The following is a 19939-nucleotide window of genomic DNA, read 5'->3' as shown; positions in this document are numbered from 1 at the left end:
TTCAGCCCAAGCGTTTGTTGAGGATGGCTTTGGCCACGTTGGAGTTGGGCTGGCGGCCCAGAAAACCGCTGATGAACGCGCCCGCGTCGACCAGCTTGTCCAGATCGATGCCCGTCTCGATGCCCATGCCGTGCAGCATGTAGACCACGTCTTCGGTGGACACATTGCCCGTGGCACCTTTGGCGTAAGGGCAGCCCCCAAGGCCTGCGACGGAAGACTGGAAGTTCCACACGCCCATTTGCAGCGCGGCCAGGGTGTTGGCCAAGGCTTGGCCATAGGTGTCATGAAAATGCCCGCAGATGTGGTCCACATCGAAATACGGCAAGGTGGCCTCGATGGCTTTTTGCACCTTGAGCGGCGTGCCTGCACCGATGGTGTCGGCCACGTCCACGCGCTGCACGCCGATCTGCTTCATCAGGCCCGCCAGATAGGCCACGCGCTCGGGGGCGACCTCGCCCTCGTAGGGGCAGGCCACGGTGCAGCTCATGGCACCGCGCACCGCGATACCCGCCGCCAATGCGGCCTGCACCACGGGGGCAAAGCGCTCGATGCTTTCGGCGATCGAGCAGTTGATGTTTTTGTGGCTGAAGGCTTCGCTGGCGGCGCCAAACACCACGATCTCGTCGGGCCGTGTTTTGCTGGCGGCTTCAAAGCCTTGCGCATTGGGCGTGAGCACCGAGTAGCGCACGCTTGCCTGGCGCTGGATGCCGTTCATGACCTCGGCGTTGTCGGCCATTTGTGGCACCCATTTGGGGGACACAAAACTGGTGACTTCGATCTCGGTCAGGCCTGCAGCTTGCAGGCGGTGCACCAGCTCGATCTTGACCGCAGCGGGCACGGGCTGCTTTTCGTTTTGCAAGCCGTCGCGGGGGCCGACATCGATGAGTTGAACGCGTGAAGGAAGTGTCATGGTGTGCTTTCAATAACCGCGCTGAGGATCGACCACGCCGTTGATCGGCTCCCCGCGCTGCAAGGCTTGGATTTTGCCGACGATTTGCGCGATGCTTTCTTCGCGCAGCGTGCGGGCAGAGGTGTGCGGGGTGACGGTGATCTTTGGGTGTTGCCAAAAAGGGTGAACGGCCGGCAAGGGCTCGGTGCGGAACACATCCAGGGTGGCCCCAGCCAGGTGGCCACTGTCAATCAGATGGATCAGGTCCTCTTCGACCAAATGTTTGCCGCGTGCCACGTTGATGACATAGCCGCCTTTTTGCAACTGCGACAAGGTGGTCTGGTTCAGGATATTTTCGGTCTCGGGCGTGAGGGGCATCAGGTTGACCAGCACCCGCGTGGAGGCCAGGAATTCGGACAAGCCCTGCGCCCCGCTGAAGCAGCGGATGCCGGGCAGGTCTTTGGCGCTGCGGCTGTAGCCGTTGACGGGAAACTCGAACAGCTGCAGGGCTTTGGCCACACGCTCGCCCAACACGCCAAGGCCCATGACGCCGACCGCAAAGTCAGCGCGGCTGCGCGGCTTGCGGTAGGACCATTTTCCCGCTTGGGTGTCGGCGTCGTAGCCGTCGAACTCGCGAAAGTGGCGAATGACCGCGTGACAAACGAATTCGGCCATCTGCACCGACATGCCCGCGTCGTCCAGGCGCACCACTTTGAGGCTTGGCGGCAGCTTGAGCTGGAGCAAGGCGTCCACACCCGCGCCGATGTTGAACAGGGTTTGCAAGCCAGTCTGCTCGTCGATGAACTGCTGGGACGGCGCCCAAACGATGGCATGGTCGGCGGGCGCTGCGCCCGGCGTCCAGGCCGACACCGTTGCGCTGGGGAAAGCGTGTTGCACAGCCTGAACCCAGGACTCAGGCGGCAGGCCGGCAAAACAGATGGTGATGTTCATGGGTGGATTTTGTCAGCAAGGCCATGACCGGGATGTCGCATGCGTTGGCCGGCGACTGATCGCTTGCAGGGCAAGCTCCTACACGTGGGAGCCAGCCCTGCTGGCGATCAGTTGGCGAGGTGGGAGCTCACGCGGCCAGTTTGAGCAGTTCGGCGCCTTCGGTCACTTGGTCGCCTGGGGCGTAGAGCAACTCGGCCACGGTGCCATCTTTCGGGGCGCTGATGGTGTGCTCCATCTTCATGGCCTCCATCACCGCCAAGGCTTGACCGGCTTTGACCTTGTCGCCCGCCTTGACGGCGAACGACACCACCTTGCCGGGCATGGGCGCTGTCAGGCGGCCGCCTTCTTGCGCGGCCTCACCGGCATGGGCCAGCGGGTCGAGCAGATGGATGCGGCTTGCGCCTTGCGGGGCGAACACATGGCGCACCTCACCTTGCGCGTGCACCGTGCTGTGGATGCGCTGGCCGTTGAACTGCACCCACAGGCCATCGCCCTGGGGCGTGAACTCCAAAACGGATTCAGCGCCCTCGCCCACTTGCAAGCGCAGCTGCGGGCCGTAAGTCAGCACCGAACGCACGGGCTGGCCGTCGTATTCGAGCTCGAAGCGCCGGCGCGTGGTGCCGTGCGACTGCCAGCCGTCACGGCGGCTGAAGGGGTCTGCGCCTTGGGCGGCGGCTTCGGCCTGCAAAGCATCGGCGATCACCGCCGCTGCAGCGGCTTGCAGGCCCACGTGGTCTTGCTTGAACAGCACGGCGCTCTCGCGCTGGATGAGTGCGGTATCGAGTTGGGCCGTGGCAAAAGCGTGGCATCGCACCACATGGCGCAGAAACTGCACATTGGTGTTCAGGCCCACGATCTGGGTCTGCGCCAATGCGGTGTCCAGTCGTGCCAAGGCCTGCTCACGCGTGTCGCCATGCACGATGAGCTTGGCCACCATGGAGTCGTAAAACGGGCTGATGGTGTCGCCTTCACGGACGCCGTCGTCGATGCGGATCGTGCTCCGTTCAAAGCTGGCCGCTTGTGGCTTGCGGTAGACCTGCAAGGAGCCGGTCGCGGGCAAGAAGTTGTTGTCGGGGTTCTCGGCGCAGATGCGCGCTTCGATGGCGTGGCCCGTCATGCGGATCTCGCTTTGCTGCAGCGGCAGCGGCTCGCCACTGGCCACGCGCAGTTGCCACTCCACCAAATCGAGGCCCGTGATCGCTTCGGTCACCGGGTGCTCCACCTGCAAGCGGGTGTTCATTTCCATGAAGAAAAATCGTGCCCCCACGCTCCCCTCTGCGTGTGGTTCGCTGCCCCCCGAGGGGGCTGTTTCGCCTTGGGGCGGCCCGGCGGTGAAACCTTCATCGGCTCCGGCCAGTCCGTAAGCGCCGACCTGCTCGACGATGAATTCCACCGTGCCCGCGCCCACGTAGTTCACGGCTTTGGCTGCGGCCACAGCGGCTGCGCCCATCTGCGCACGCAGGGCTTCGGTCATGCCGGGGGCCGGGGCTTCTTCGAGCACCTTTTGGTGACGGCGCTGCACCGAGCAGTCGCGCTCGAACAAATACACACAGTTGCCCTGCGTGTCGCCAAACACCTGGATCTCGATGTGGCGTGGGCGCTGCACGTACTTTTCGATCAGCACCGCATCGCTGCCAAAGCTGTTGATGGCTTCGCGCTTGCAACTCGCGAGCGCTGCGGCGAAGTCTTCAGACTTCTCAACCACGCGCATGCCCTTGCCACCGCCACCGGCGCTGGCTTTGATGAGGGCGGGGTAGCCGATGCGGTCGGCCTCGCGCTGCAGCAGCGCGGGGTCTTGATCAGCCCCGTGGTAGCCGGGCACCAGCGGCACACCGGCCGACTCCATCAATCGCTTGGACTCTGCCTTGAGGCCCATCGCCAAAATGGCCGAGGCAGGTGGACCGATGAACACCAAACCGGCCGCAGCACAGGCTTTGGCAAAGTCTTCGTTCTCGCTCAAAAAGCCGTAACCGGGGTGCACCGCCTCTGCGCCGGTGTCCTTGGCGGCTTGCAAAATACGCTCCCAACGCAGGTAGCTGTCTTTGGGGGCTGAGCCGCCCACATGCACCGCTTCGTCGCAGGCTTGCACATGCTTGGCGCTGGCGTCAGCGTCGGAATACACCGCCACGGTTTGGATGCCCATGCGGCGGGCAGTGGCCGCGACGCGGCAAGCGATTTCGCCACGGTTGGCGATCAAGATTTTTTTAAACATCGAAAACCTCATTCAGTGTTCTGTAGGAGCGAGCCCTGCTCGCGATGGGCGCCAGATGCAGATCGCTTGCAAGGCAAGCTCCCACATAGAGAAACTGGGTCAAGCCAGCCAACCGGGCTGACGCTTGTCCAGAAAGGCCGAGAGGCCGTCTTGCGCTTCAGGGGTGGCACGCAAACCGGCGATGCGCTGTGCGGTGTCTTCCACCACGGCGTCGTTGATCGGTTGGTTGTCCACGGCGCGGATCAGGTCTTTGGCGGCAGCTTGCGATAGCGGCCCGCCCTGGATCAGTGCGTCCACAATCTCTTGGACCTTGGCGTCCAGCTGCTCGGGCTCGACCGCTTCGTGCACCAGGCCCAGCTCACGCGCTCGCACAGCATCGATGCGCTCGGCCGATTGGAAGTAACGGTAGCTTTGGCGCGCACCGATGGCCCGCACCACATAAGGGCTGATGGCGGCGGGGATGATGCCGAACTTGACCTCGGACGTGGCAAACACCGCCTTGGTCGACGCCACGGCGATGTCACACGCGGCGGTGAGGCCCGTGCCGCCGCCCAGCGCAGCGCCTTGCACGCGGGCAATGGTGGGCTTTTTCATTTCGGCCAACACGCGCAGCATGCGGGCCAGTGCGCGGGCGTCACGCAAGTTGTCTTCCACGCCGTTTTGTGCGGCGCGTTTCATCCAGTTCAGATCAGCACCGGCCGAAAAGCTCTTGCCGCGCCCGGCCAACACGACCACACGCACGCTGGCATCTTGGTCCAGCGCTTCGCAAGCAGCGGTCAGCTCAGCGATCAGGGTTTCGTCAAAGGCGTTGTGCACATCGGGGCGGTTCATCCACACGGTGGCGACGCGGTTGCTGCGTTCGATTTCGAGGGTTTGGTACATGGTGAACTCCTTACATGCGGAACAGGCCGAACTTCGTCTCAGGGATCGGTGCATTCAGTGATGCACTCAAGCCCAGCGCCAGCACGCGGCGGGTGTCGGCGGGGTCGATCACGCCGTCGTCCCACAGGCGGGCGGTGGCGTAGTAGGGGTGGCCCTGCACCTCATACTGTTCTTTGATGGGGGCCTTGAAGGCGGCTTCTTCGTCGGCGCTCCACTGGCCGCCTTTGGCTTCGATGCCGTCACGCTTGACGGTGGCCAAGACGCTGGCGGCCTGCTCGCCGCCCATGACGGAGATGCGGGCGTTGGGCCACATCCACAAAAAGCGGGGGCTGTAGGCGCGGCCGCACATGCCGTAGTTGCCCGCGCCAAAGCTGCCGCCAATGATGATGGTGAACTTGGGCACAGCGGCGGTGGCCACGGCGGTGACCATCTTGGCGCCGTTGCGGGCGATGCCTTCGTTTTCGTATTTGCGCCCGACCATGAAGCCGGTGATGTTTTGCAAAAAGACCAGCGGGATCTTGCGCTGGCAGCACAGCTCGATGAAGTGCGCGCCCTTCAAGGCCGACTCGCTGAACAAGATGCCGTTGTTGGCGATGATGCCCACCGGCATGCCTTCGATGCGGGCAAAGCCGCAGACCAAGGTGGTGCCAAAGCGCGATTTGAATTCATCAAACTCCGAGCCATCCACGATGCGGGCGATGATCTCGCGCACATCAAAAGGCTTGCGGGTGTCGGTCGGGATCACACCGTAGAGCTCTTTGGCCTCGTATTTGGGCGGCACGGGCGCGTGTGTGGCGATGTTGGGCGCCTTTTGGGCGTTCAGGTTTTTGACCGCCTGACGCGCCAAAGACAAGGCATGCACATCGTTTTGAGCCAAATGGTCGGCCACGCCCGACAGGCGGGTGTGCACGTCGCCGCCGCCCAAATCTTCGGCACTGACCACCTCGCCGGTGGCGGCTTTGACCAGCGGTGGGCCGCCCAAAAAGATGGTGCCCTGGTTCTTGACGATGATGGTCTCGTCGCTCATGGCGGGCACATAGGCGCCACCGGCTGTGCACGAGCCCATGACCACGGCGATCTGCGCGATGCCTTGGGCGCTCATATTGGCTTGGTTGAAGAAGATGCGGCCAAAGTGGTCGCGGTCGGGGAAGACCTCGTCCTGGTTGGGCAGGTTGGCACCGCCCGAGTCAACTAAGTAAATGCAAGGCAAGCGGTTTTGCTGCGCGATCTCTTGCGCGCGCAAATGCTTTTTGACGGTCATGGGGTAGTAGGTGCCGCCCTTCACTGTGGCGTCGTTGCAGACGATCATGCAGTCCACACCAGCCACGCGGCCGATGCCCACGATCACGCCCGAGCTGGGCGCATCGTTGTTGTACATGCCCAGCGCAGCCAGTGGCGCGACTTCGAGGAATGGTGTGCCGGGGTCGAGCAGCATTTGCACACGGTCTCGCGGCAGCAGCTTGCCTCGGGCGGTGTGCTTGGCGCGGGCGGCTTCGCCGCCGCCTTGGGCCACGCGCTCCAGGTGGGCACGCAGGTCATCGACCACGGCCTGCATGGCGGCGGCGTTGGCCACGAATTCGGCCGATCGGGCATTGAGTTGGGTTTGCAAAACGGTCATGGTGTTTCCAGTGGATTCGCTTGTAGCCGCCAGCATAAGGGGCCGCCTGCGCTGGCGGATGCCAAGCAGGTTGCAAATCCTGCCAAAATACGCACCATATGGCCACCACCCTCTCCTCGCGCGCAGAGACCCCCATCGCCTTCATCAAGGCCATGGTGCAAGCCTACGACTTGCGCGGCATGGACCCCTCTGGAGCCTTGAAAAAGGCACAAATTGCGCCAAAAACTTTGCAGCAAAGCGATGCCCGCGTGACGGCGTTGCAGATGGAGTGGATGAGCGAGGCCGCCATGCGCGAGCTGGACGACGAAGCGCTGGGCTGGTTTCGCCGCCGGCTGCCTTGGGGCAGTTACGGCATGTTGGTGCGCGCATCGCTGACCGCGCCCACCTTGGGCGTGGCGCTCTCGCGTTGGTGCCGCCACCACAACCTGCTGACGGACGACATTGCCTTGGTGCTCACGCAGTCCGAAGGTTTGGCGCACATCGAGCTGCATGAACAGCACGACCTGAAAGGGCTGCGCGAGTTTTGCACCGTGTCGGTCTTGCGCAATGCGCTGGGCGTGGCCTGCTGGTTGACCGACTCGCGCATTCCGCTGGCCGCCACCCACTTGCACTTTGCCCCGCCGCCGCATGTGGAGAGTTACCAAGTGTTGTTTGACGGGCCCAGCCACTTTCATGCGCCGCACAGCCGCCTGAGCTTTGACGCGGGTTACCTGCAGCTGCCCCTGCGCCGTGACGAAGCCGCGCTGCAGCGCATGCTGCAACGCGCCCTGCTGCTGACCGTGCGCCCCTACCGGCGCGACCGCTTGCTGGTCGAAAAAGTGCGTCAGACCCTGGCCGAACACCCCCAGCACAGTCGAAACGCCGACGACCTGGCCGCTTGGCTCAACCTGTCGCCCCGCACGCTGCACCGGCAGCTCAAAGAAGAAGGCGCCAACTTGCAAGCCCTCAAAGACAGCGTGCGCCAGCAACGCGCCCGTGAGTTGCTGCTGCGCACGTCCAAACCCCTCAAACAGATCGCCGCCGAGGTGGGGTTTCACAACGAAAAGAGTTTCATGCGGGCCTTCAAGGGCTGGACGGGCCATGCACCCGATGCTTTTCGACAAATTTCTTGACGTAAATCAAGAGCAAAAACCCTTGGAGTAAGCCGAAGGTCAGTCCCCTCTGCGACATTAGCCAGCAGGCAGACATACAAATCACTCAGATTGAAAAATCGGGTGACTTGGGTGTCTGCCTTTTTTGTTTTTTAAGCAGGACATAACAATGATTGACCCCGTGATCGCCAAGATCCAAAGTCACCCAAAGTACGCACAGCTGCGCAAGCAGCGCAATACTTTTGGCTGGCTCCTGACTGTGTTGACCCTGGTCGTGTACTACGGCTTCATCGCACTGATCGCCTTCAACAAACCTTTTCTCGCACAGCCCTTGGGCACTGGCGTGACCACGATTGGCATTCCGCTCGGCATGGGCGTGATTGTGTTCACCATCGTGATCACCGGCATCTATGTCAACCGCGCCAACAAGCGCTATGACGCGCTGACGCAAGCCATTTTGAAGGACGCCACCAAATGAACAAGGAGATGCAATTTTTCCTGGGCGCTTTGGCCCTGATCGCGGGCAATGCCGCTCTGGCTGCGGGCGCGGACATTGGCGACGCGGCCAAACAGTCCACCAACTGGACCGCCATTGTGATGTTCGGCACCTTTGTGGTCGGCACGCTGTGGATCACCAAATGGGCAGCGGCCAAAACCAAATCAGCTGCAGACTTTTACACCGCCGGTGGCGGCATCACCGGTTTCCAAAACGGCTTGGCGATTGCGGGCGACTACATGTCGGCCGCGTCTTTCCTGGGCATTTCGGCAGCGGTGATGGCTTCGGGCTATGACGGCCTGATCTACTCCATCGGCTTTTTGGTCGGTTGGCCTGTGATCACCTTCTTGCTGGCCGAGCGCCTGCGCAACCTGGGCAAGTTCACCTTTGCCGACGTGGCCGGTTACCGCTTCAAGCAAGCGCCCATCCGCGCGTTTGCCGCTTCGGGCACTTTGGTCGTGGTCGCGTTCTACCTGATCGCCCAAATGGTCGGTGCTGGTCAACTCATCAAGCTGCTGTTTGGCCTGGAGTACTGGATGGCAGTGGTCATCGTCGGTGCGCTGATGATGGTGTACGTGCTGTTTGGCGGCATGACCGCCACCACCTGGGTGCAGATCATCAAGGCTTGCTTGCTGCTGTGCGGCGGCACCTTCATGGCCATCATGGTGTTGGCGCAGTTTGGCTTCAGCCCTGAAGCGCTGTTTGCCAAAGGCGTGGCTGTTAAATCTGCCATCGCTGAAGCCGGTGGCAAGACCCCCGAAGAAGCGGCCAAAGCTGGTCTTTCGATCATGGGCCCCGGTGGTTTCATCAAGGACCCAATCTCGGCCATTTCGTTTGGCATGGCGCTGATGTTCGGTACCGCCGGTTTGCCCCACGTGCTGATGCGCTTTTTCACGGTGCCTGATGCCAAGGAAGCCCGCAAGTCGGTGTTCTGGGCGACCACTTGGGTGGGCTACTTCTTCATCTTGATCTTCATCATCGGCTTCGGCGCGATCACCCTGGTGCTGACCAACCCCGAGTTGGCCGACACCGCCAAGGGCGTGATCAAAGGCGGCGCGGGCACCGCCAACATGGCAGCCGTGCTGGTGGCCAAGACGGTGGGTGGCGATGTGTTCTACGGCTTCATCTCGGCCGTGGCGTTTGCCACCATTTTGGCGGTGGTGGCGGGCCTGACGCTGTCGGGGGCATCGGCCGTCTCGCACGACCTGTACTCGACCGTGTTCAAGAAAGGCAATGCCGACAGCGCGTCTGAGTTGCGTGTCTCGCGCATCACCACCTTGGCTTTGGGTGTGATTGCAGTGGGTCTGGGCATCGCGTTTGAAAAGCAGAACATCGCCTTCATGGTGTCGCTGGCTTTTGCGATCGCGGCTTCGGCCAACTTCCCGGTGCTGTTCTTGTCGGTGCTGTGGAAAGACTGCACCACACGCGGCGCGGTCGTGGGCGGCTTCTTGGGCTTGATCTCTTCCGTGGGCCTGACCGTGGTGTCGCCTGCGGTGTGGGAAGTGACCTTGGGCAACCCCAAGGGCTCGGCCTGGTTCCAGTACAGCTCGCCAGCCTTGTTCTCGATGACCATTGGCTTTGTGGGCATCTGGCTGTTCTCGGTCCTCGACAAGAGCGAGCAAGCCAAAAAAGAACGCGCAGCCTTCCCGGCCCAACAAGTGCGCTCCGAAACCGGCTACGGCGCTGCCGCCGCATCGGACCACTGATTTTTCAGCCCACGCTGAAAAAAACCAAGGGCGCTTCGGCGCCCTTTTTTCATGGCCAAGCAGGTCAGGCCTTGGCCCGCAGCGCCGCTGGGCGCTTGGCGGCGCTGCGGCAGGCGTCAGAGCAGTATTTGACCTCGTCCCAGTTCTTGGCCCAGGCCTTGCGCCAAGTCATGGCCCGCTGGCATTGCTGGCAGGTTTTGCTGGGCAATTGCACTTTGTTGCCCTTGAAGCTTGCGGCCATGCGCGAGCCTTCAAACGCGCCAGGCCGCTGCCGGTTTGGCCACGGGCTTGACCACGAATTGCGACAACTGGAACACCGAGTTGGGGGCCTCTGGCCGCCAAGGCTGCACCATGGGCTTGAAGCCAAAGTCCCAGACCTTGGCCTTGCGGGGCAGTGACAAGGCGCTGTCTTCGTTGGCGTAGTCTGCGATGAAGGTGTTGCTCAGGAAAGCTTTCAGCTCGCGCTCGATCGACTGACCCAGGGCTTGTTCCAGATCGATTTGCGCATCGCCTTCGAGCGCTGGCGTCTGGGGGTAAGGGTCCAGCGCGTCCACCACCGACCACACGCTCATGCGCTGGGCCGACATGGCCAGGTCATAACCGCCACCGGGGCCGCGTGTCGCACGCACAAAACCATGCTCGCGCAGCGCTTTGAGCAGGCTTTCCACATAGGACACCGACAAGCCCACTTGGCTGGCCAACTCGGCGGTGGTGATGGTGTTGCCCGCAGGCAGACAGGCCATGACCACCAAGGCATTGACGGCGTGAAAAACTTTTTTGCTCAACATGGAACCTCCTCAAGTTGACGCGAATCTATCACCCATCACCCCAATATCTACTCAATTTTTAATTTATTCATAAAATCCAACTCAATATCTACTCAAAATACCCAACCATGAGCCAAGCCATCGCCAACCACCGCATCGGTGCCATCTCGGCCCTCAGTGGCGTGCCTGTGTCCACCCTGCGGGTTTGGGAGGTGCGGCACGGCGCGTTCACCCCCGCCAAATCAGAGGGTCGCCACCGGCTGTACTCGGACGAAGACGCGCTGCGGGCGTCCTTGATCCGGCAGCTGACCGACAGCGGTCACAGCATCAGCACCCTGGCCAAGCTGCCCGCCACCCAGCTCAATGAACTGCTGCACCAGCAGCGCAACACGGGCCAACGCAGCCGCCCTGCCGCCGCGCCGCAGTCCGCCATCACCGTGGCGGTGGTGGGGGTGGGCATGGCCGCGCGCATGGCCTCTGGCCAACTGGGGCTGGGCTTGAGCGACAAGCCGATCCAGATCACCGAGATCTTGGAAGACCTGGACGAAGCGGCCAAAGCCCCCATGTCCTCGCGCCCGCAGGTCTTGGTGGTGCGGGTCAACTCCTTGCACGTGCTGGCGGGCAACGACATCCAGCGTCTGGTGCATGCCCACCCCTTTCAGCAGGCCATCGTGCTCTACAACTTTGGCCAAGAGCCGGTGATTGCGGGCCTGAAAATGGCCGGCATCAAGGTGCGCAGAGAGCCGATCTCGAATGCCGAGCTGGGCGAGTTGATCAATTCCGTTTTGTGGCTGGACCACACGGCAGAAGCCAGCGATGTGCAGCGCAGCGGCCTGGTGCCCCCGCGCAAATACAGCGACGCCACTTTGCAGCAGGTGGCCAACAGCCCCAACCAGGTGCTGTGCGAATGCCCACGGCACGTGGCCGAGCTGATCTCGCAACTGGCGAGCTTTGAGCAATACAGCCAAGAGTGCCTGAACAAAAGCGCCGAAGACGCCCATTTGCACGCCTACCTGAGTTCGGTCTCGGGCTCAGCCCGCGCCCTGTTTGAAAAAGCCTTGGAGATGGTGGCCCAGCACGAGAACATCACGCTGCCGCAAATCCCATCTTGGGGCGCGCAGTCGTCTTGACGGCCATCGCTTGCCATGAAACGCCATGTTGCCCTGACTGCCCTCGCCCTCACGGCGCTGGGGGTGGGCCTGAGCCATTTGCAGTGGATGCCCACAGACAACGGCCACTTGCTGGCCATCGACGGGCGTGCGGTGGATGTGCAAGGCTGGGTGTCCGACACCGCCAATCGGCTGCAGCGCGACTGTGCAGTGGTGCAAAAACTGAACGCACAAGACGCCTTGCACGCGCAGGCCTTGGCTGCGGTGCGGGCCTACAGCCCACCCGCGTCCAACTCGGCCCGCTTTCAGGCAGCGTGGCGTTCAGGCCCATGGGTTTTGGTGGAGGCGCAGTTTGACGCGCTGCTGCCCTCGGTGGTGCTGTTGCGCGATGTGGCAGGGCTTGTGCAGATCGAGCCGCAAGGCATCTGGAGTGGCCAGACCCACCCTTGGCGTGCTGCGCCTTTGATCCGCCGCTATCTGGCGCAACAAGTGCCCACGGCGCCACCGGCGCTGCTGGCTTGCTTTGAGCCGCAGCTGGTGCATTGAAGGGCAGCACCCACCATGGGCACTCAACTGGTTTGGTTCAAACGAGATTTGCGCGTGCATGACCACGCCGCTTTGGCGCAAGCGGCCGCACAGGGGCCGGTGCTGTGCCTCTACATCATCGAGCCCTCGTATTGGTCGGCGCCCGATGCCTCGCAAAGGCAGTTCGACTTTGTGCGCGAATGCCTGCGTGACCTGTACCGCCAGCTCAAGGCCTGCGGCCAAGTGCTGCATGTGCTGACCGGTGAAGTGACCGAGGTGCTGGAACAACTTCACCAGCAGCAGGCCTTCAGCCATTTGCACTCGCACCAAGAAACCGGCAACGGCCTGACCTACCAGCGTGACCTGGCGGTGGCGCAGTGGTGCCAAGCACGGGGCGTGGTGTGGCAAGAGCAGCGCCAACACGGCGTGGTCCGCCGCCTGCCCAGCCGCGACGTGTGGAGCGATCACTGGCAGCAGCTGATGGCCGCGCCGCCAGTGCCCACACCCGCCCTGCAAAGCGCCCAGTGGCCTTGGGCGCCACAAGCCTTTCCTGAATGGCAGGCCTGGGGTCTGCCCACAGACCAAGCTCCTGAGCGCCAAACCGGTGGGCGCAGCGAAGGCTTGCGCACACTGCACAGCTTTTTGCAAGATCGCAGCAGCCAGTACCGAGGCGGGATTTCCTCGCCCCTGAGCGCCGAAACGGCTTGCTCTCGGCTCTCGCCCTATTTGAGCTGGGGCTGCCTGAGCCTGCGCGAGGTGGTGCAAGCCACCGAGCAAACCTTGCGCGCACCCAGCACTGACGCATGGACGCGCAAGGGGCTGAACGCCTTCATGAGCCGGCTGCATTGGCACTGCCATTTCATGCAAAAGCTCGAAAGCGAACCCGCCATCGAGCACCGCAACATGCACCGAGGCTACGACGGCCTGCGCGAAAACGACTGGAACGCAGAACACTTTGAACGCCTGCGCACCGCCACCACAGGCTGGCCGCTGGTCGATGCCTGCGTGACCATGCTGCAACACACCGGCTGGCTCAACTTCAGGATGCGCGCCATGCTGGTGTCGGTGGCCGCGTATCCGCTGTGGCTGCACTGGCGCGAAGTGGGCCACTGGCTGGCCAGGCAATTTGTGGATTACGAACCGGGCATCCACTGGAGCCAGATGCAGATGCAGTCGGGCACCACCGGCATCAACACCACACGGGTGTACAACCCGATCAAACAAGCGCAAGACCAAGACCCGCAAGGCGTGTTTGTGCGGCGCTGGCTGCCGGTGCTGCGCCGAGTGCCCGACACCTGGCTGTTCGAGCCTTGGAAAATGCCGCCTTCGGTGCAGGCGCAGTGCGGCGTGACGGTGGGCCGCGATTGGCCCTTGCCCGTGGTGGACCTGGCCGAGGCCACACGCAGCGCCAAGGCGCAATTGCATGCACGGCGCAACACCGCGCCGGTGCGCCAAGCCAAACAAGCGGTGGTCGACAAGCACGCTTCACGCAAACGCCCAGAGGGCACCCGAAAACGCCGACCACCCACCGCGCCCAAGGCGCAAACCACACTGGACTTTTGAGATGCAACACCCCACCCCGCCGATACGCCACCTGGTTCTGGTACTGGGCGATCAGCTGGACCTGAACGCCAGTGCGCTGCAAGACTTTGATCCACTGCGTGACGTGGTCTGGATGGCCGAGGTGATGGAAGAGTCCACCCATGTGCCCTCAGCCAAGCAGCGCACCGCTTTGTTTTTGAGTGCCATGCGTCACTTTGCGCAAGCCCTGCGAGCGCAAGGCTGGCCCGTGCATTACACCGAGCTGGACGACCCGCACAACACCGGCACGCTGGCAGGTGAGTTGGCCCGGGCCATCGCCCATTGGCAGCCCGAGGCCCTGTGCATGGCCGCGCCGGGCGACTGGCGCGTGCTGCAGGCTCTGCAGGCCACCGCCAAGGTGCAGGGCAAGCCCTTGGCGATGCGCGATGACCTGAGTTTTTTCACCACGGTGCGCGACTTTGCGGCGCACGCCAAAGGCCGCAAACAACTGCGCATGGAGTATTGGTACCGCGAGCAACGCCAGCGCTTTGGCGTGCTAATGGACGGCGGCAAGCCCGTGGGCGGTCAGTGGAATTACGACGCGGACAACCGCGCATCTTTTGGCAAACAAGGCCCGCAAAACCTGCCCGCACCCCAGCGCTTTGCGCCCGACGAAACCACGCAAGCGGTGATCGATCTGGTGACGCGGGCCTTGCCCGATGCACCTGGGCAACTGCAAGACTTTGCCTGGCCCGTGACACGCGCCCAAGCACTGCAAGCCCTGGACGACTTCATCACCCACCGGCTGCCGCTTTTCGGGCAGTACGAAGACGCCATGTGGGCGGGCGAGCCGTGGCTTTACCACTCGATGTTGTCGGCGTGTTTGAACCTGAAACTGCTCTCAGCGCAAGAGGTCGTGCAAGCGGCCGAGCAAGCCTGGGCCCATGGCCAAGCGCCCCTGGCGGCGGTGGAAGGTTTTGTGCGGCAGATCCTGGGTTGGCGCGAATACGTGCGCGGCATGTACTGGACGCAGATGCCCAACTACCTGACGCGCAACGCTTTGGACGCACAAGAAGATTTGCCAGCCTTCTTCTGGACCGGCGAGACCGACATGGCCTGCCTGCGCGACGCCCTGCAGCAAACCCTGCGCCTGGGCTATGCCCACCACATCCAGCGGCTGATGGTGCTGGGGCTTTACGGCCTGATGCGGGGCGTGCACCCGCAACACATGCACAGCTGGTTTTTGAGCGTCTATGTGGACGCGGTGGAATGGGTGGAACTGCCCAACACCCTGGGCATGTCGCAGTTTGGCGATGGCGGGCTGATGGCCAGCAAGCCCTATGTGGCCACGGGCAAATACATCCAGCGCATGAGCAACCACTGCCAAGGTTGTCGCTATGACCCCGCGCAATCCACAGGCCCCAAGGCTTGCCCGTACACCACGCTGTATTGGGATTTTTTGATGCGCCACGAGACGCTGCTCAAGACCAACCCGCGAATGGGGATGCAGCTGAAAAACTTGTCGCGCTGGACCGAAGAAGCTCGGCAGGCTGTGCAGCTGCAGGCCAAAGCACACCGCGACAACGCTTGACCCATCGAGGAAATCTGGCAGACAGATCGATGCCGGTGGCTGCACCCAGCAGCAGGGTTCACGCTTGCATCATCCAACTTTACACAAGCCGTACAAGGCCTTGACTTGGGTCAAACACAATCGCCGTCGATCACTGCAACTGTCTTGCGGCGACACAACACCCAGAGGTTCCATGCCATCACCCACACCCCCCACCCTCACACACGCCAAGCTCTTGCTGGCCATCAGTTGCATCGGTTTGACAGTGGCTGCACACGCGCAAGCTGTGGATGAAGAAGCCTGGCGATTCAGTGTCGGCATGGGCCTCATCTCGCAACCCAAATACCCGGGCAGCAGCGAAACACGCGTGGGCGCCATGCCCACCTTCAGCGCCAGTCATGGCCGATGGCAGATCGGCGCCTTGCCCGGCGCCGGTGTGCCCGTGGGTGTGAGCTACACCTTGATGCAAGACGGCCCATGGCGTTTGGGCGTGGGCGTAGGCACCAGCTTGGGCAACCCGCGCAAGGGCAACGAGAACAACAACTTTTCTCAACTCGGCACGATCGAGCAAACCACCTTGGGCACCCTCACGGGCAGTTACACCGAGGGCGCCTGGGCAGCAAACGCCAGCATCGTCAGCGATGTGGGCGGACACGCGCAGGGCACACGGGCCATGTTGGATGTGATGTACCGCATCCGCCCCACCGACCGCTTGTCTTTGAGCGTCGGCCCAGGATTAACGTGGGTGGACAGCCGCTACGCCAGCACCTATTACGGCGTGAGCGACACACAAAGCGCCAACACCGGCTATGCCGCCTACAAAGCCGGTGCGGGCTTGAGCGCACTGCGCCTGTCCGCCGGGGCCGACTACCAACTCACCCGTGAATGGAGCCTATCGGCCAAGCTGGGCCTGACCCAGCTGCAAGGCGATGCAGCAGGCAGCCCCACGGTGGACAAGAAGAATCAGGCCAGCTACGGCCTGTTTGCCAACTACCGTTTTTGAGCCACCCCGGCGCGCACGCAGGGCCTGCCGACTCAAGCGCCCAATGCCCAAGCAGCGAGGCGCGTGTACAACGCGATCCCCAACAAAATGTTGAAGGGGAACGTCAGCCCCAAGGACAAGCCCACATACAAGGACGGGTTGGCCTCGGGGATGGCGTAGCGCAGCACGGCGGGCACCGCGATGTAGGAGGCACTGGCGGCCAGTACCATCAAAAGCACCGCATCGCCCACCGGCACCGCCAGCAGCCAGCACAAACCCAGGGCCACCGCTGCGTGGCACAAGGGGGCCAACAGGCCATAGGCCACCAACCACACCGACTGCCCACGCAAGCCCGGCAGATTGCGCGCGGCCATCAGGCCCATGTCGAGCAAGAAAAAGGCCAGCATGCCTTTGAACAAGTCCACTGAAAAAGGTTGCATGGCGGCACGTCCCGACTCCCCGCTGAACATGCCGATCAGCATCGCGCCCAAAAGCAGCAACTGCGCGCCATCGGTGAACGATTCATGCAAGATCTTGCCCATCGACACGTGGCTAGTGGCGGGCTTGCCGTGCGCCACGCCTGCGAGTTCGGTCTGCTTGCGCAAGCGGTTGGCCATGAGCACCGCAAAGATGATGGCCGGCGACTCCATCAAGGCCATGGCTGCAGCCATGTGCCCGCCGTAGCTCAGGCCATGGCTTTCCAAATGGTTCATGGCCGTGATGAAAGTCACGGCACTGACCGAGCCATAAGTGGCGGCCAAGGCAGCGGCATCAAAGCCACCCAAGAACCGGCGCAGCACGGTGTAGCTCACCCAGGGCACGGCCATGGCCAAGCCCACCGCCAGACTCAAGCCGATGGCGACCTGGGCCGTCAGGCCCGATTGGGCCAAGGCAAAGCCCCCTTTGAGGCCCAAGGCCATGAGCAGGTAGAGCGAGAGAAAACGGGAAATGGCCGGTGGGATTTCCAGATTGGATTTGACCAGTCCGGCGAACACGCCGAACACAAAAAACAAAATCGCGGGGTCAACAAGGGCAGGCATCGGACATTCTCATGTTTGGTTTTGCCTGCGATTTTGGTCAAATAAATTCATCAAGTAAAATCGATTTTTAAATACATATACATCAGTAAAAATCTATGAACATCACTTTCCGTCAATTGCGCCTGTTTCTGGCCACGGCGGAAACCGGCAGTGTCAGCGCCGCCGCACGCGCACTGCACGTGACGCAACCGACCGCATCGATGCAGCTGCGCGAGATCACCGAGTCGGTGGGCATGCCGCTGTACGACATCATCGGGCGCAAGCTGTACCTGACCGATGCTGGGCAAAAGCTCGCCCAGACGGCGCGCCAGATCGTGGACGAGTGGGAGCGCTTTGAGCAAAACATCCACGCCATGCAAGGCCTGACGCAAGGCCGTCTGCGTGTGGCGGTGGTGAGCACCGCCAAGTACTTCGTGCCGCGCTTGCTGGGCCGCTTTTGCGAAAGCCATCCGCACATCGACATCTCACTCGAAGTGCTCAACCGCGATGGGGTGGTGCAGCGTCTGCGCGACAACCGCGATGACCTGTACGTGATGAGCACACCCCCTGCCGACATGGAACTGGAAGACCAAGTATTTCTGGACAACCCTTTGCTGCTGATCGCCCCGCATGGACACCCCTTGGCTGCGCGCAAGCGGCTGACGCTGGGTGCGCTGAAAGGCGAGCGGTTTTTGTTGCGCGAACGCGGCTCGGGCACACGCCTGGCGACCGATCGGTTTTTCGAGTCACAAGGTTTTGAGCCCGATTCAAGGCTGGAACTGGGCAGCAACGAAGCCATCAAAGAAGCGGTGGCGGGCCACTTGGGCGTGGCCGTGATTTCCAGACACGCCCTGAAAAAAACCGAGCTCAGCAAAGACCTGTGTCTGCTGCCCGTGAGCGGCACACCGATCCCCTCGCAATGGCACTTGGTCTATCCCAAGGCCCGGCAGATTTCGCCGATTGCGGCGGTTTTTCGCAGCCACTTGATGCAAGAAGCCCAGCGCTGGGCCAAGGGCTGAGCACTCGGCCATTGAGCGGCCATTGAGCGGCCATTGAGCGGCCATTGAGCGGGCATGTACGCTGGCATGACCAGCGTCAGACCTTCAGGACAAACGCAGCGCGTGCATGCCCGTGAACACCCGCGCAGCACCGGCTTGCAGCAGTGGCTCGTGCGGCGCTGGTGGCGCGGCATAAGCCCACACCGTGGCGCCAGCGGCCACACCCGCCGTGATGCCCACTGTGGTGTCTTCGACCACCAGGCAGTGTGCCGGGTCCACTTGCAAATGCGCGGCAGCGGCCAGATACACATCGGGGTGCGGCTTGCTGCGCGGCATCTCGTGGCCGCTGAAAATGCGGCCTTCAAAAAAATCATGCAGGCCCACCTGCTTGAGCATCATCTCGACCTTGAAACGGTCAGCGCCCGAAGCCACCGCGATGCGGCCCTGGCAATGGTCATGCAAATGCGCCACCGCTTCGTGCACGCCTTCGATGGCGGTGATGCTTTCTTGCAAGCGCACATTGCGGCGCTCAAAAAACTGCTGCAACCATTCATCGGTGAGCGGCTGGCCGGTGTTCGCCTCGATGGTCACGCGCTGGCTTTTGACGGTGTGGCCCACAAAGCGCTGCATGCACTCGGCCAGGGTCATGCGCCAGCCTTGCTCTTCAAACATGTCGCGCAGCACGCCGCAGGTGATGGCTTCGCTGTCCACCAGCACGCCGTCGCAGTCAAACAAAATGGCTTGGAATGTCATGCGGGGATCATAAGGGCTGCGCTTGCAGGCACACTACGGGGCTGACTTGTTGACCAGCCCATGACGCCTCTGCTTCGCATCCACCACGCCGCCATCATTTGCTCGGACTATGCGCGCTCCAAGCGCTTTTACACCGAGGTGTTGGGTCTGAAGATGCTGGCGGAGAACTACCGCCAGGCACGAGACTCCTGGAAGCTGGACCTGGCGCTTCCCGATGGTGGACAGGTGGAATTGTTCTCTTTCAAAGGCGCGCCAGCCAGGCCCAGCTACCCCGAAGCACAGGGCCTGCGGCATTTGGCGTTTGCGGTCAACGATGTGGACGCATGGCAGGCGCATCTGGCATCACATGGTATCGCCGTTGAAACCATTCGCACCGACGAATACACCGGCCAGCGCTTTGTGTTTTTTGCAGACCCAGACGGGCTGCCGCTGGAGCTGTACGAAGTGCCCGCTCAGAGCACGTCGCCATCGACGTAATACCAGCGGCCCTCTTCCCGCACGAAGCGGCTGCGCTCGTGCTGACGGATGGCCTTGCCGCCCACACGAAAGCGGGCGACGAATTCCACCTCAGCGGTGTGCTCACCTGTGATGCGGTGTTGTTTGATCTCAAGACCCAGCCATTTCGCACCCGCTTCCAGTTCGAGCGTGGCGGGCCGCTGGCTGCCGTGCCAAGTGGCCAGCAGATACGGCACATCGCCTCGCACAAAGGCGCTGTAGCGTGAGCGCATCAGGCTTTCGGCATCGGGCGCGGCTTGGCCTGCGTGGTAGGGGCCGCAGCAAGCCTCCAAGCTCAGTACTTGGCCTTTGGGGTTCGTGCGACCACAGGGACAGGGTGTCAAATTCATGGGCT

Annotated in this window: 20 protein-coding genes; 10 read left to right on the top strand and 10 right to left on the bottom strand. The window is 62.4% G+C overall.

Annotated elements, in window-relative coordinates:
- Position 1: 1 nt before the first annotated feature.
- The 5 genes from QLQ16_RS14620 to QLQ16_RS14600 all read right to left on the bottom strand — a co-directional run bounded on the left by QLQ16_RS14620 (position 2) and on the right by QLQ16_RS14600 (position 6552).
- On the bottom strand, positions 2-910 hold the full coding sequence (locus QLQ16_RS14620; RefSeq protein WP_283225407.1) for a hydroxymethylglutaryl-CoA lyase: 909 nt from the start codon (positions 908-910) through the stop codon (positions 2-4).
- Positions 911-919: 9 nt separating this feature from the next.
- Complete coding sequence (locus QLQ16_RS14615) at positions 920-1840, bottom strand: 2-hydroxyacid dehydrogenase (protein ID WP_283225406.1); 921 nt, start codon at positions 1838-1840, stop codon at positions 920-922.
- Positions 1841-1967: 127 nt separating this feature from the next.
- Positions 1968-4052, bottom strand: coding sequence for an acetyl-CoA carboxylase biotin carboxylase subunit (locus QLQ16_RS14610; protein WP_283225405.1), 2085 nt, complete (start codon positions 4050-4052; stop codon positions 1968-1970).
- Between the two features lie 99 nt (positions 4053-4151).
- Positions 4152-4934, bottom strand: coding sequence for an enoyl-CoA hydratase/isomerase family protein (locus QLQ16_RS14605; protein ID WP_283225404.1), 783 nt, complete (start codon positions 4932-4934; stop codon positions 4152-4154).
- Positions 4935-4944: 10 nt separating this feature from the next.
- Entirely contained in the window at positions 4945-6552 is a 1608-nt protein-coding gene (locus tag QLQ16_RS14600) for a carboxyl transferase domain-containing protein (RefSeq protein ID WP_283225403.1), read from the bottom strand.
- A 98-nt stretch (positions 6553-6650) separates the two neighbouring features.
- Between QLQ16_RS14600 and QLQ16_RS14595 the strand changes: the two genes are divergently transcribed.
- From QLQ16_RS14595 to QLQ16_RS14585, 3 genes are all read left to right on the top strand, one after another.
- Positions 6651-7664 carry an AraC family transcriptional regulator gene (locus tag QLQ16_RS14595; RefSeq protein ID WP_283225402.1) on the top strand — a complete coding sequence of 338 codons (1014 nt, stop codon included), beginning with the start codon at positions 6651-6653 and terminating at the stop codon, positions 7662-7664.
- A gap of 148 nt (positions 7665-7812) precedes the next feature.
- Positions 7813-8121 (top strand): DUF485 domain-containing protein, encoded by a 309-nt coding sequence (locus QLQ16_RS14590; RefSeq protein WP_283225401.1) that lies wholly within the window; start codon positions 7813-7815, stop codon positions 8119-8121.
- Positions 8122-8129: 8 nt separating this feature from the next.
- Positions 8130-9845: a cation acetate symporter gene (locus QLQ16_RS14585; RefSeq protein WP_431310425.1), complete on the top strand. Its 1716-nt coding sequence runs from the start codon at positions 8130-8132 to the stop codon at positions 9843-9845.
- Between the two features lie 64 nt (positions 9846-9909).
- On the opposite strand, the gene QLQ16_RS14580 is transcribed toward QLQ16_RS14585, so the two are convergent.
- Together QLQ16_RS14580 and QLQ16_RS14575 are read right to left on the bottom strand one after the other, a co-directional pair.
- Positions 9910-10086: a DUF2256 domain-containing protein gene (locus QLQ16_RS14580; RefSeq protein WP_283225399.1), complete on the bottom strand. Its 177-nt coding sequence runs from the start codon at positions 10084-10086 to the stop codon at positions 9910-9912.
- 10 nt (positions 10087-10096) lie between these two features.
- Positions 10097-10633: an RrF2 family transcriptional regulator gene (locus tag QLQ16_RS14575; RefSeq protein ID WP_283225398.1), complete on the bottom strand. Its 537-nt coding sequence runs from the start codon at positions 10631-10633 to the stop codon at positions 10097-10099.
- A gap of 107 nt (positions 10634-10740) precedes the next feature.
- On the opposite strand from QLQ16_RS14575, the gene QLQ16_RS14570 reads away from it, so the two are divergent.
- The 5 genes from QLQ16_RS14570 to QLQ16_RS14550 all read left to right on the top strand — a co-directional run bounded on the left by QLQ16_RS14570 (position 10741) and on the right by QLQ16_RS14550 (position 16340).
- Entirely contained in the window at positions 10741-11742 is a 1002-nt protein-coding gene (locus QLQ16_RS14570; protein WP_283225397.1) for a MerR family transcriptional regulator, read from the top strand.
- Between the two features lie 15 nt (positions 11743-11757).
- Complete coding sequence (locus QLQ16_RS14565; protein WP_283225396.1) at positions 11758-12267, top strand: hypothetical protein; 510 nt, start codon at positions 11758-11760, stop codon at positions 12265-12267.
- Positions 12268-12282: 15 nt separating this feature from the next.
- Positions 12283-13809, top strand: a complete 1527-nt coding sequence (locus tag QLQ16_RS14560) for a cryptochrome/deoxyribodipyrimidine photo-lyase family protein (RefSeq protein ID WP_283225395.1) — start codon at positions 12283-12285, stop codon at positions 13807-13809.
- A gap of 1 nt (position 13810) precedes the next feature.
- Positions 13811-15358: a cryptochrome/photolyase family protein gene (locus QLQ16_RS14555; protein ID WP_283225394.1), complete on the top strand. Its 1548-nt coding sequence runs from the start codon at positions 13811-13813 to the stop codon at positions 15356-15358.
- 172 nt (positions 15359-15530) lie between these two features.
- On the top strand, positions 15531-16340 hold the full coding sequence (locus tag QLQ16_RS14550) for a MipA/OmpV family protein (RefSeq protein WP_283225393.1): 810 nt from the start codon (positions 15531-15533) through the stop codon (positions 16338-16340).
- A 32-nt stretch (positions 16341-16372) separates the two neighbouring features.
- On the opposite strand, the gene QLQ16_RS14545 is transcribed toward QLQ16_RS14550, so the two are convergent.
- Positions 16373-17359: a sodium-dependent bicarbonate transport family permease gene (locus tag QLQ16_RS14545; protein WP_283225392.1), complete on the bottom strand. Its 987-nt coding sequence runs from the start codon at positions 17357-17359 to the stop codon at positions 16373-16375.
- Between the two features lie 95 nt (positions 17360-17454).
- On the opposite strand from QLQ16_RS14545, the gene QLQ16_RS14540 reads away from it, so the two are divergent.
- Positions 17455-18357 (top strand): LysR family transcriptional regulator, encoded by a 903-nt coding sequence (locus QLQ16_RS14540; protein WP_283225391.1) that lies wholly within the window; start codon positions 17455-17457, stop codon positions 18355-18357.
- A gap of 84 nt (positions 18358-18441) precedes the next feature.
- On the opposite strand, the gene QLQ16_RS14535 is transcribed toward QLQ16_RS14540, so the two are convergent.
- Positions 18442-19089: an HAD family hydrolase gene (locus QLQ16_RS14535; RefSeq protein ID WP_283225390.1), complete on the bottom strand. Its 648-nt coding sequence runs from the start codon at positions 19087-19089 to the stop codon at positions 18442-18444.
- Positions 19090-19149: 60 nt separating this feature from the next.
- Here QLQ16_RS14535 and gloA2 point away from each other — a divergent pair, with 60 nt between their 5' ends.
- The gene (gloA2, locus tag QLQ16_RS14530) at positions 19150-19566 is read left to right on the top strand and encodes an SMU1112c/YaeR family gloxylase I-like metalloprotein (protein WP_283225389.1); all 417 of its coding nucleotides are present in this window, start codon (positions 19150-19152) and stop codon (positions 19564-19566) included.
- Here the strand turns inward: gloA2 and QLQ16_RS14525 are convergent.
- Positions 19542-19934, bottom strand: a complete 393-nt coding sequence (locus QLQ16_RS14525; protein ID WP_283225388.1) for a YchJ family protein — start codon at positions 19932-19934, stop codon at positions 19542-19544. The two genes, gloA2 and QLQ16_RS14525, sit on opposite strands and share 25 nt — an antisense overlap.
- Positions 19935-19939: the final 5 nt, after the last annotated feature.

Source organism: Limnohabitans lacus, from assembly GCF_030053395.1.
Lineage (GTDB): Bacteria > Pseudomonadota > Gammaproteobacteria > Burkholderiales > Burkholderiaceae_C > Limnohabitans_A > Limnohabitans_A lacus.
Note: the sequence above shows the minus strand (reverse complement) of the source record. Positions and strands in the feature narration are given on the sequence as shown.